The 12,777-nt window shown below is 32.0% G+C and carries 8 protein-coding genes; 2 read left to right on the top strand and 6 right to left on the bottom strand.

Annotated features, from left to right (window positions below; all coding sequences use genetic code 11):
• Nucleotides 1–4 precede the first annotated feature (4 nt).
• Entirely contained in the window at nucleotides 5–1,486 is a 1,482-nt protein-coding gene (locus tag OS188_RS12680; protein ID WP_267149223.1) for a DUF5687 family protein, read from the bottom strand.
• A gap of 212 nt (nucleotides 1,487–1,698) precedes the next feature.
• On the opposite strand from OS188_RS12680, the gene OS188_RS12675 reads away from it, so the two are divergent.
• Nucleotides 1,699–2,754 carry a ferredoxin--NADP reductase gene (locus tag OS188_RS12675; RefSeq protein ID WP_267149222.1) on the top strand — a complete coding sequence of 352 codons (1,056 nt, stop codon included), beginning with the start codon at nucleotides 1,699–1,701 and terminating at the stop codon, nucleotides 2,752–2,754.
• A 105-nt stretch (nucleotides 2,755–2,859) separates the two neighbouring features.
• Here OS188_RS12675 and tamL read toward each other — a convergent pair whose 3' ends face one another.
• A complete protein-coding gene (tamL, locus tag OS188_RS12670; protein WP_267149221.1) occupies nucleotides 2,860–5,136 on the bottom strand; it encodes a translocation and assembly module lipoprotein TamL in 2,277 nt (758 codons plus the stop codon).
• A gap of 63 nt (nucleotides 5,137–5,199) precedes the next feature.
• Nucleotides 5,200–10,314: a translocation/assembly module TamB domain-containing protein gene (locus tag OS188_RS12665; RefSeq protein ID WP_267149220.1), complete on the bottom strand. Its 5,115-nt coding sequence runs from the start codon at nucleotides 10,312–10,314 to the stop codon at nucleotides 5,200–5,202.
• Nucleotides 10,315–10,508: 194 nt separating this feature from the next.
• Between OS188_RS12665 and OS188_RS12660 the strand changes: the two genes are divergently transcribed.
• The gene (locus OS188_RS12660) at nucleotides 10,509–10,655 is read left to right on the top strand and encodes a hypothetical protein (protein WP_267149219.1); all 147 of its coding nucleotides are present in this window, start codon (nucleotides 10,509–10,511) and stop codon (nucleotides 10,653–10,655) included.
• Nucleotides 10,656–10,679: 24 nt separating this feature from the next.
• On the opposite strand, the gene OS188_RS12655 is transcribed toward OS188_RS12660, so the two are convergent.
• From OS188_RS12655 to OS188_RS12645, 3 genes are all read right to left on the bottom strand, one after another.
• On the bottom strand, nucleotides 10,680–11,444 hold the full coding sequence (locus OS188_RS12655; RefSeq protein ID WP_267149218.1) for a patatin-like phospholipase family protein: 765 nt from the start codon (nucleotides 11,442–11,444) through the stop codon (nucleotides 10,680–10,682).
• Between the two features lie 41 nt (nucleotides 11,445–11,485).
• The gene (locus OS188_RS12650) at nucleotides 11,486–11,821 is read right to left on the bottom strand and encodes a 7(1) septoil knot domain-containing protein (protein ID WP_267149217.1); all 336 of its coding nucleotides are present in this window, start codon (nucleotides 11,819–11,821) and stop codon (nucleotides 11,486–11,488) included.
• 129 nt (nucleotides 11,822–11,950) lie between these two features.
• Nucleotides 11,951–12,757: a neuromedin U gene (locus OS188_RS12645; RefSeq protein WP_267149216.1), complete on the bottom strand. Its 807-nt coding sequence runs from the start codon at nucleotides 12,755–12,757 to the stop codon at nucleotides 11,951–11,953.
• Between the last annotated feature and the right edge of the window lie 20 nt (nucleotides 12,758–12,777).

Genomic DNA, 12,777 nt, shown 5'->3' with positions numbered 1-12,777 from the left:
GTTATTAATTTTCTTGACTAAAAGCCTGAATCATTGTGTATTTTGATGCGATGTATTTTTCTGTAATAATCTGCATAAGTTTTTTATGAAATACAACACCTATTAAACCAAGTACACTTAAAGTTAAACAGCCTATTTCAAAACTAAAAAAGTAATATGAAGCTCCAAAAACCGCCAATGGTACAAGCATTATTGGTATTCCAATTAGCCATTGTACAGCACCTGTGCCTTGATAATTAAAAGCTGCACGTTGATTTAAGTCTATTTTTTTTCGATTAAAAGCACCTCCAAATAATATAACATGAGTATTAATTCCAATATTATATATGGCTGCAGCAGCATGTGCTAATAAAATTTCCCAACCAAAATATGCATAAGGAATACTTAAAATAAACATGATACCCACGCTTAAGGTCATTAGAGTATGCTTGGATTGTAAATACTGCTTATATTTTATATTTTGGCTCATAAGCATTTTGTAATACCCACTATCCCAAGCAGGAATAAACTGTCCGAAATTAATTAAAAATATACCTGTTACAAAAATTCCTACAAAGGCAAACATCCACGGTTGATTTTGATACGTTGGATTTGGGTAAAAAAACAAACCATACAACAAGCCTATAACCAATATAAATACAGACGATCTTGGGCGCTTATTTCTCCAGATTAGTTTTAAATCCAATTGCATAAAAGTTGCTGCATCTCCAAACTTTCTAGTCCATTCTAAGTTAGAAACCTTAACTTCTTGCGTTTTTGTTTTTAAAGAACTGTCTAAATACAATTTACTCTTTAATATCTTGAAATTAATAAGATATAAAACAATAAGAACAACTATAGGAATAATAAGCATAATAGGGTTACTATAAACTGCAGAAACCACATTAGAAACCAAAGTTGTAAAAGAAATTAAATTGAAATAATTAATAGCATATAAACTCCCTGCAAAGACTATAATTGGGACATATGAGAGTTCTCTTTCTGAAGAAAAACTTTCAATTAGAAAATTAAAAAAGTTAATAATTAAGGTAATTATAAGAATAGCAAGGATCCAAAAAATTACTGAAATCATTGGATATTCATTAATAATAAGCATGACTCCAAAAGGAATTACTGCAAAAAGCGGAAGAAAATTAAAAAATGAAAAACTTGATTTTCCTAAAACATAATGTACTACTTTCCTTCTTTTAATAGGCAAGGTTAATAAGGGTTTGACACTCATAACCGGTAGTTTTTGAAAGAAAAAGCGCATGACTATATCTGTTAGAAACCAATAAAACAAGTAACTATTTACAATTACTAAGGGGTCTTGATCTGGAAAAGTCTCTTTTAAAATTGGATATAAGGCTACTCCTAAAAACAAAAAGGATACTACAAAATACAGGGCTAAAAAAACTAATAGAATATTTAAAGCCATACTTTTTTGCCAATAAGCTGATCTAAAATATTGCTTCCACTCCAGGCTTATAAAATGTTTTAATTTCATGTAGTTAGTATAATTGGTTACAAAATAACAAGTAGTTTATTTAGAATCAAACATTTAAGTAAAGTTTGCTTTCTTAAACTTAATTTATTAAACTCCTTTTTATTCATTAAATAGATCCTCTATATTTTTATTAGTAATAATAACCTACATTTTGTTACAATCAAAAACATAAATGCTAACAGTATTTCTTATTTTTGTGAAAAATATTAATTATGTCACATTTTCATAAACTTACTATAAAGGATATTCTACGAGTAACTGATAAATCCGTTGTTTTAAGTTTCGAGGTTCCTGAAAATTTAAAAGATACTTATACTTTTGTTGCAGGTCAATATATCACATTAAAAACCACTATTAATGGTAACGAAATTCGCAGAGATTATTCTTTGTGTTCGTCTCCTAAAAGTGGCACTTTAAAAGTTGCTGTAAAAGAAGTTACAGATGGAACTTTTTCCGCCTATGCCAACAACACTTTACAAATTGGAGATAGTATAGAAGTTGCACCACCCAAAGGTCGCTTTATTTTTACACCAAACGATTCTAAGACAAAGAACATTGCTGCTTTTGCTGCAGGAAGTGGAATTACTCCTATATTAAGTATCATTAAATCTGCTTTAGAAGAAGAGGTTTATAGTAAAGTAATTCTTGTATATGGGAATAAAACACCCGAGGATACTATGTTTTTGCAAGAGCTTTTAGACTTACAACATCAATATAAAGAACGTTTTTCTATTCAATTTGTATTTAGCCAGGCAGATGAAGGCGATGCAATTTTTGGACGTATTGAAAAAAGCACTGTTAATTTTGTAATGAAAAACACCCATAAAAATGTAGTTGTTGATGCTTTCTATTTATGTGGTCCAGAGGCCATGATACATACGGTAAAAGATGTATTAACCGAACATAACATTCCACAAGAGAATGTATTTTACGAGCTTTTTAAAGCCGCTAAACCTGCCGAAGTGGATGAAGACCAGGTAGCCAGTGGAAAAACAAAGATTACGGTTATTTTAGACGATGAGGAAACCACCTTTGAAATGTCTCAAAAACAGTCTGTATTAGAAGCTTCTTTAGATGAAGATTTAGACGCTCCATACTCTTGCCAAGGTGGAATTTGTAGTAGTTGTTTGGCCAGAGTAATTGAAGGCGAGGTAACTATGAGACAAAATAATATTTTAACAGATGGCGAGATTGCCGAAGGTTTAACTTTAACCTGTCAGGCGCATCCAACAACTCCAACAGTTAAGATAGATTTTGACGATATCTAGAAAGGTTTTTAAAAAACCCTTTATTATAGAATTAGGGCTCTTTTAGCCTAGAAGCTCTTGTGTATTGTAAGAGCTTTTTTTTATGTTGATTTATTAGGTCTATTATTAAAACGGATAACCAATAGCAAAATTTAAAACTGTACCATCTGGTTCAAACTTATAGCGTTCTCCTTTTGGTAAGGATGGGTTATGAAATGGTGTTGCAAAATCGAAACGGATAACAAAACTTTGTATATCTACTCTTAATCCTACACCAGCTCCCATACCTAATTCGTTTATAAAATCGCTTGTAAACTTATCTTTTCCATTATAAATTGGGTTTTCTATAGAGTTCCAAATATTTCCAGCATCTACAAATAAAGCTCCTTTTAAAAAAGAAACAATAGGAAAACGATATTCTAGATTTGCTTCCAGTCTAATATTTCCTGTTTTATCAAAATAATCACTATCTACACCATCTGTTTCGGGGTTATAAGTTCCTGGTCCTAAAGAGCGAATATTAAAAGCTCTAACACTATATGGACCACCAGAATAGTATTGTTTTACAAAAGGTACAACACTCGAGTTTCCATAGGCTTTTCCATAGCCTCCAAATATACGTGCAGCAATAACCTGTTCTTTTGCAAAATTAAAATGATAATGTAAGTCTATATCTGCTTTCGCATATTGTGCGTATTCAAAACCAAAAACTGTTTTAGGCTGCTCCGCTCCTTGATCTTTACCAAAAAGACTGATAAGATTTCCAGCAATATCAAAGGTAAAGTTAAGATAAAACTGATGTTTTTTTCTTGTATCTACCATTTCATTATATGTAAAGGAATAAGTTAAACCTGCTATAAATTGCTGCTCAAAACTTTGTCTTAAAAAGGGATCGTTATCTAAAATTTCCTCAAATTCTGGAGTGGTTTTAAACAATTCGGTATAGTTTATAGAAATGGGGTTTAATTCGTGTGTTACAAACCGGTTGGCATCCCATATATAACCAAACAAAGCTGTTCCGGAAAGTAGCGCATATAGGTCTGTCCTGTTTAAATAATCGAAACTTAAAGAGGTTTTAGTTTTAGGAATGGAATATTTAAAAAAGTTATTATCAATTTTAAACGGAAATAATACTCTTGGAAAAATAAGCTCGTTGGTGAGGCCTAATTCCAAACTACTATTACCTGCACTTGAGTCTCCCCCTACTTGTTTTTCGTACCCGACTTTGGTACTTATATTAAAAATTTCTCCTCCTCCAAATAAGTTCCTATTACTTAAGGTTAGTTCTAAAGCTGGTCCTGCAAAATTATTAGATTTGGTTACCACTTGTAGTTCCGCCCTAAGCGCACGCTTATTTAATGGCGAAAGAAAAATATTAGCTTCTAAATATCCTAAATCGTCTATTGAAGCTGTATCTACCTCTTTATATTGAATGTTTACATACTTATAAGAACCTATGGTAGATAGCCTTCTGGCAGTGTTTCTGGAGTCCTCAGGGTTGTAATATTGTCCTTTTTTTAATACAATAAATGGATCTAAATATTTTGGCTTAAAGAACTCCTCTTTTTGAATATAATCTTTGTCATTATATACTACGGGTTCAATAATTGTAGAATCTGAAACCTCGTAATTTGGATAAATATTAATTTTTGAAACTTTATAAGGAATCAAACCTTTTTTAGGTACTTCATTTTTTAATTTTAAAAATAAATCAAATTTCCGATTATCGTATCTATTGGTGTCTGCCTCAAAAATTAAGAAGTTATTGTTAAAGTTATAATATCCTTTTTTCTTTAATTCTTTATCAATCCGATTTCGTTCCTTTTTCATATTATTTAAATCGAAACGCATATTTTCTTTAAAAGGAGATTTTGTTATTATTTGCTTCATGGTTTCTTTCATACTAACAGGAAAAGAATCCAGTTGATAGCTAGTCATTCTATACGGTTTTGGCACTTTAACCGTATATTGTACAGAAGCTTCTTTCTCTTTTTCTTCAACTACTGAAGATGCGCTACTATAGAAAAACCCTCTATTTTCTAATCGGTTTAATAATAAATCTTCAACAGCATAAGTTTCCACATCCGATTGGTATACCGGGTCTTGCCCAAATTGCTTATAAAACCAACGATTGATGAATCCTGGTTTTTCTTTTTGATTTTTATAGTAATAGTAAAGTCCAAGATGCATGCCTAAAAATTTAGAATTTGGCTCTGGACGTAGTACTGTTTCTAAGTCTGCTTTTAAACCCGACTCATTTTTTATAAGTGTATCTGTTTCAATTTTTAAAGTGGCTCCGGTATATAAGCGTTCGTCTTCAGGAATATATTTGGTAATACCACATGAGTAAAGACTTCCTATTAGGAACAAATAAATACTTATGTTTTTTAAGTTGTATTTCAAATTATTCGATAATTTTATAACTATTGTTTTCTAATTTATTAACAAAAAAAATGCTTTAGCTAATTAGCTTTTCTTTTTCTCAATACTTTTTTCGGTACGTTCTTCTTTTTCTTTTTGTTTTTCTTTGGCTGCTTCTTTCTCGGCTTCCTTTTCAGCCTTTATTTTCTTTTCTTCTTCTGTTTGTGCTTTAAATAAGGCATCCCAAAGTTCGCTATATTTATTAAATTCTTGAGTAAATATTAAAGCTATACCACTTACCACAGTTTGGCCATCAATAACATTATCAAATTCGTTTTTACTAAATCCTTTTAAACGGTAGCGACCACTTTCTGTTAATAAATATTCTATACTTACATTTCCAATAATTGGTGTTTCTTCGCCATTAGAATTACTTCCTTCAATATCTACTTCGCTTCCAACTCTAACTATAACCCGATCGTTAAACAATTTTTGTTGGGCTTCTACTTCCAGTTGCGTTCTTTGTTGTGGCGAATTTCCTTGATAATCTGTAAAACTATTTAAACCAAAATCTAGTTCGAAGCCTGTATTACCTAATATTTTATCGGTAAACATATTAAGTTGGTCCGCAACGGCATCGTTTAAATTATCTCTGGCAATAGAGGCTACACCACCTTGACTTCCATCGCTTCCAGCGTCTGGATAAAATCTATTTAAAACCAATAGTGAAAATACCTGTCTGTTTAATTCATCTTCTTGGTTATTTAATTGTTGTATGCGTCCGTAAACTTGTCCGCCAACAGCACCTTGTTCGTCTTCTGGCATATCTAAATTAAAAGATATTTTTGGTTCCATTAGTTCTCCATCTATATTTAAAAACACATAGAAAGGCAATACTTCACGGAATTTTCCTTTTACAGCTGGATCGCTTCCAGAATACATAGGTGCCATTAAAGAAGATGTGGATGCTTCTACTTCGTACACTGCTTTAACGTCTAATTTGGCATCGAATGGATCTCCAGACCAAGTAACTTTACTTCCCGGAACCAAGTTAAATTTTCTATTAACTATTTTGTATAAATTAAGCTCGTAATGTCCAGAAGTTACTTCGTACACTCCAGAAAGTCTTAGAACACCATTTGGATTCATGGTAACATTAAAATCTCCTGCTCCAGAGACTTTAAAATTATCTCCTGTCTCTTCGTCTATAATAATGGTAACAGCTGCTTCTTTTCCTATTTTTAAAAGGGCTTTAATATCGAAACCTGTTATTCTAGCCGTTTTTTCTTTAGTTCTAGTTAAAATAGCATCTGGATTCTCTCTATTAACAAAAGTTACAATTCCGTCCCGAGCTTCCATATTTACAGTTGCCGATGGTAATATATAGGTAAGATCTGTATCTGAATTAACCTTCATATCCATGTCTATTTTTGGGACTTGCAAGTCGCCAGTAATTTTTGCAGTACCGTTAAAACTTGCTTTCCCATAAAGAAAATCGTTATCGTCTTTGGTAGCATTTAATACTTGAAAATTTTCGGCATTTATGTTTAAGTCGAAGGTTGGATTTATAAAAGATTGGGTTCCTATTTTACCAGACATAACAAAAGTGTTTAAGTCTTCGTCTCTAATGGTGAAATTAGACATAGTAATAGCCGTATTATCTATGCTTAATGTTTCATCTTTTAAGGTGAAAGCCGAATTAAACATTGCTACTTTAAAATTGGCATTATTAAACAGAATTTGTCCAGAATACTTAGGTTCTTTTGTGGTACCGTTTAACTTAAAATTTCCTGAGAAATTTCCAGAAGTTTCTGTTATTTCACCTTGAGAAAAACCAGTTAAAGCCGACATATTAAATTTATGAATATTTAAGTCTAAATCGATATTAGCTCCAGTTTCTCTTGCAACATAGTCTCCAATTAAATCTAAATCTACTTCACCGCCAGACAATTGCGCATTAAAATCGTACGTATCTCCTCCCAAAGACTTCGCATTAACATCTAAAGTTCCAAGATTTACATCCATAACTTCTAATTCGGAAATATCCATTTTAGCTACAATTCCTGTCTCTCTAAATGGTTCTTCAAGGATAAAATTTCCATTCAGATTTCCTGAAGCCAAACTTTCATCTGGATTTAAATAGCTTAAGAATTCATTTAATTTAAAATTTTTAAAGTCTATGGCTATATGTTCTTTTGATACTTCTGGCAGTTTATCTGTTATCTCTATAGATTGTTCGTTTTTACTAAAATGAAAATCGTTAAAAACTAATTTCTTATCATAGATAAGAACCTCGTTAGAATCGGGAACATTCCAAGAGGTTTTGTTTAAAATCAAACCCTCGGGTAACACGTGAAAACGCAATTCTTCGCTCGTTCCAGTAATTTTACTTAAAGCTTGAATTAGTTTCTCTTCTTTATGATAAGCTAGTAATTTTAAAGAAAGTTCGTTATCTACCTGATCCCCTTCTATAATGGTTTTTTGAATATGAAAAGGTGCTGCTTTAATTTGATTAAAGCCTAAATTAAAATTAAATTTTTCCTGATCTGTATCCATAGAAAACGCCAAACTATCCACCACAAAGTCATTATAATTTATATGGGGCGCATTTATTCTGGCAGTTAGTTTGCGTTCTTTTTCATTAAAATCTACGGCAATATTAACAGTATCTAAATCTTTTAAATTTACAAGAAACACATCTTTTAAAATAGAACCTTCACTTATATTTCCTCTAAATTTTAAGTTAACACCTTGAAATGTGCTATCGTGAGCTGTTTCGTCTCGGTAAAAATATCTCAAGGCATGATGTCTTAAAGAAGCTGTCCAAGTTTGAGGATCTGAATTGGATTGTAAAACCAAATCGAGCATTTTATTATTAAAGGACACGGAGGTGGTATCTGGTTTAATATGTGCCATGGCTTTAATTTTACCTAATAGATAAGACTTATTATCGTACACAAAAACACCATCCTCTACTTCCAGATTGGCATCAAAATTTTGGCTGTTCCCTTTAAAATTAATCGCCATTTTCATGCGTGTTTTAATATCACGTTGCATGAGGCCAAGGGCTTGCAAATCGGCACCAATAATATCTAAATCAACAAAAGCTTCTGGAGAAATAGAATCTAAAACCACTTGGGCATCTAAATTCATATTTAAGTTTTTATCTTTATAATTAGAGCTAATGGTTCCCGAGCCATTTTTAATATCTCCAATTAATTTCAGATCGTTTACATTGTAATTATTGTATTTAAAACTGGAAACAGTTGCATTTAAGGTAGCGTCTAAATTATTAATATGATCGCCTTTTCCCTGAGCATCTAATTTTAAATTTAAAGTGCCTAATTGTTCATTTTTTAGAAGTTCGTTTAGTTTATAATCTTCTACAGCAAGGTCTGCATTAAATTCTAAAGTTTCTGAATTTTTAAAATTCCCTTCAATTGTAGCAAGTCCTTGAGATGTTGTTAGAGTTGCATTGGCTAGAATATTATTGAGATTTCCTGAAGCATTTCCCACCAACTCTACATCTTCCGGCAGACTTACACCAAGCTCTTCTTCCTTTACAAATTGAACCATATCTGAACGTTTTGTAACAGCAGAAAAAGCTGGAATATTAAAGACTAAAGAATCTATTTGGGTTATATTCTGAATGTTTCCATTTGCCGAAATTTTAGTGTCACTCCAATTAATAATCATTTTAGACAGATTAATATCAGACAAATAACCAGTAGCTTTTATATTACCTGTAATGCGGTTTTTACTTAAAATATTTAGATATTCGTTCTCCTTTAAATCTGGTTGAAATAAAAATAAATCGTTAAGCGACACCTTAAAAGAAGGCATATTTACAGCTACTTTAGATTGATCTGGAACACTAATTAATTTAGCTAAACTTAGATAATCTAATTGGAAGTTACCTTGAAGCGAATTATTATTTAGAGCTGCTTTTACATTGGAAAGTTTTAGCTGCTTATCTGTTGCGTTTAATTTGAATTTCAGGTTATTTAGGTTGATACCGGAAAATTCTTTTAGGGAAGCATTCTCTAAATGCAACTGGGCTATTTTATCCTTTAGCTTGATATCTTCAGCTTGAAAATGAATGTTTGTTAGCTCGATAGCATTTGCATTAAAAGTACCTTTTTTACTTTTTTCGTTATTAGCAGAATAACTAAAATTATTATTTTCTAAATCTATTTCGCCTATAACTAATTGGATGGTTGGCCATTCGAAGGTTTGGATATCTTGTTCTATATTTTCTGAAACCTCATCGACTTTCTCAGTAACAACATTTTTTTCTGTTTCTGTTTTAAGAGAAATAGAAGAATTTTTAAGGCTAAATTCATCCACTTCAAAAAGTTGATTGGCTATATCTATATTCGGAATCTCAGCATACAGTTCTTTAATGTCTAATGTTGTAGCAAGTCTATCTGCTTTACTTTGATAATTGGCAAAAACGTTTGTAAGCGTAAATTCTTCAACGCTAAAAAGAGGCATGGTACTCTCTTCTGAATCTTGTGTAGGTGGAACAGGGGTTTGTAAAAATTTAATATGGCTGTCCTCTAATTCTAAGCTAGAGGCTTTAAAAGTCATGGTTTCTAAATCGGTTTTATCCATGTTTGCATGGAGTTTACCAAATTTATAACGACTGTCTATACCTGTAACAGCATCTTTATAAACGACGTCAAAATTTTTGAAATTCAGATTTCCTAAAATAAGGTTTATTGGTGCCGAGGTAGTGTCTACGGCAACAGTTGTTGTGTCTTGGGTGGCAAAAGCATCAATAATAAACTGAAAATTAAAACCTTCTATAGAATCTTTTCGGGTAATATTGGCACGAACACCTTCCCATTCTAGGCCATCAACACCAATGCCATTGCCTTGTATTAAAGCCCACAAAGGGACATTTGCTTCCAATTGTTTGGAATAAATTAAGGTATCACCTTTGGTATCTTCCAGATATAAACCGTTTAACTGAATATCTCCATCAAACGTAATAAACAGCTTTTCAACCTCAACTTTAGTCTTGGTTTTATCTGACAAAAAAGAAACTGCTTTAGTGACAATTATATTTTGTCCCCAAGGACTTCTAACAAATAGAATGAGCAAAAATAAAAGTAGGAGGATGCCTAAAATAATTCTTCCAATTATTTTTAAGAATCTAAACCGTTTCTTTTTGGCTAGAACTGGTTGTTCTATGTCTTTATTTTTGGTCTCTTCCAAGCAATTTTTTCTGAGTTACAAATTTATTATTTTAATAACTGTATACGTACTTTATAACAGATATTAATAGCTCTAAAACAGAATTGCTACGCTTAAATTTAACTAAATTTCCAATTTTTAGCACTATATTGATTTCTTTTGCTTAAAAATTAAGTTTTTTAACTAAAACAGAGGTTGAATAAAAATAAAAACTCATGCCAAAACCTAAAGGTCAGAAAAACACAAAAAACAAGGCGAAACACACAAAGCTTCTTAATAGAAAAATTAATAAGAAAAAAGCAGAAGAAGCTCTGAGAAAGGAGAAACTAAAAGCCATAATTAAAAAGTCGAAAGAGAGTTAATTCTTATTATTTTAGCAACTGATTTTAAAATTCTTCCTTTAGTTTTAACTTAGCTTCTTGATAGCCCATTTCAAAAATTTCTTGGATATGTTTTTTAGAAAATACTTCATAATTTCCTAAATCTTTAGGGGCAATAAATACATGGCAATCTTTAAATTTTCCTTCAGAAGCATTTACCCGAGAAATTCGGTATGCACGTTCTAACACAGATTTGGTGCTTTTTAAACCTTCTGTTGAAGTTTCTACAAGTGAATTTAAATAGACTCCAATTATTTTATCGCAATAAACTTGTAGGGGTTCAATTGGAAAGTTGTTGGTAACCCCGCCATCGCATAGAAAGAGTTCTTTATAAGAAACAGGTGCAAAAACACCAGGTACTGAAGAGGAAGCAATAATAGGTTTTATGATGTTTCCTTTATGAAAAAAATGTGTTTTACCATCCAATAAGTCTGTAGTAGCAATATACATTGGGATTTTTAAGCTCTCAAAACTGTCGGCTTCCAAATATGTTTTTAGCGTATTTTCAAACTTAGTTCCATCAATTAATCCGGGCTTTAATATGGTGTAGTTACTCAGGGAAAAAAGTTCGGTTTTAGTAAAAAAATCGAAAATATCTTGCCATGAATAACCAGCTGCATATAATGATCCTACAATAGCTCCTGCGCTAGTTCCAGAAATATAATTAGGTTTTATCCCTAATTCTTCCATAGCTTTTAAAACACCTATATGAGCGAGGCCTCTATAGCCACCACCCGATAAAACAAGTCCAATAGTATTAGATTTTTCCAAGAGTCTTTTTTTTTATAAAATTTAAATAATGCCTAAATTTCTCAATACATCAAATGCTGTTTTGATTTATTTTTCCAACCAGCTTGATTTTCATATTCGACAAAAAATATTTTTAAATCGGCTTGATTTTGATAATCTACATAATAGATGGTCTTTTTAGCCTGATTCTCATAATCTGTAAAAAACCATTTTCCATCATTTTTTCCAGCTTGATTGGCGTACTTCACTTTATAAACCTTTAAGTCTGCCTGATTCTCATAATCCACAACAAATACTTTTACATCTGCTTGATTGGCATATTGCACTGAGAATACTTTTTGAGCTGAACATTGAAATGCAACGCATACAATAAAAACTAACGTAATAGGTAATTTCATAAAACCATTTTATACGAATATAGGGAAGATACAAAAAACAATTGGCAGGAACTTGTTTTACATATTTGAATTGTTTAATTATATAGTTTGTAATTATTTTTGCCTACTAAGACTTTTATAAGGAATGTTTTATTTCGGAAACAATAAAGTAGCCTGTACTCTCAATTGTGAATCTGGACCACCCGTAGGTTTTTCTACGTTAACATAATATCCTGCTTGTGCGTTGATAGGTAATTTTCCCAAATGGAATAACTTGCCAACTCCAGCTCCTAAAGGTACGGTCCATTGTTCGCCCGAAGGGGCTTCCCAGTTTGAAGTTATAATAGGCGCCGTATTTACGTACCATCCTTTCTGTAAATTTTTAGTCACAAATATTTGAGAGTAAAAAAAATTCACATCCCCACGATCATCAGATCCTGCATAAGACCAGGTGTTTTGAATTAAGGTTCCAACAGTCCATCCTTTTGGTTGTATCAACAAGACAACCGACGGACCAGCAGTCCATTTTTCTGCTCCTAAATAGGAATCGGTCGCTGTAGGAAGCCCTAAGGCTACCCCTCCACCATAAATAAGTTTTCCGGGTTTTGCTGGCGTGAGAAACAAGCTTAAACTAATATCGCCCAATCCAAATTCTCTTTCACCGGGGAAAGTGGGTTGCGAGATAATTGGAATAATAGTTCTAGTAATTAAATTGAGACTTTCTCCTAAAGAAAATGGAATTACAGGTTGAATATTCAAAGTGTTTTTTGTACGATCATCTGGACCAATCCCAAAATCCGTATTATTCTGAAAAGGAACACTTATAAGATTAGCAATCGGGTTTTGGATTTTAGCTTCCAGATCACCTCCCGCTTCTGGTTCTTGTTCTTTTTCTTGGCTAATAGCGTATCCGCTACTTAGGAGCAATGCTATTATTAAGAGATTGAGTTTTTTCATTTTATTAGGTTTGCAAATAT

It is taken from the genome of Xanthomarina sp. F1114 (assembly GCF_026410255.1).
Classification (GTDB): Bacteria; Bacteroidota; Bacteroidia; order Flavobacteriales; family Flavobacteriaceae; genus Xanthomarina.
Note: the sequence above shows the minus strand (reverse complement) of the source record. Positions and strands in the feature narration are given on the sequence as shown.

What these genes read in the sequence shown, in the direction of transcription:
- OS188_RS12645 (WP_267149216.1), bottom strand. Translation starts at nt 12,757, where the DNA reads ATGAAAAAACTCAATCTCTTAATAATAGCATTGCTCCTAAGTAGCGGA.
- OS188_RS12660 (WP_267149219.1), top strand. Translation starts at nt 10,509, where the DNA reads ATGCCAAAACCTAAAGGTCAGAAAAACACAAAAAACAAGGCGAAACAC.
- OS188_RS12680 (WP_267149223.1), bottom strand. Translation starts at nt 1,486, where the DNA reads ATGAAATTAAAACATTTTATAAGCCTGGAGTGGAAGCAATATTTTAGA.
- OS188_RS12675 (WP_267149222.1), top strand. Translation starts at nt 1,699, where the DNA reads ATGTCACATTTTCATAAACTTACTATAAAGGATATTCTACGAGTAACT.
- OS188_RS12650 (WP_267149217.1), bottom strand. Translation starts at nt 11,821, where the DNA reads ATGAAATTACCTATTACGTTAGTTTTTATTGTATGCGTTGCATTTCAA.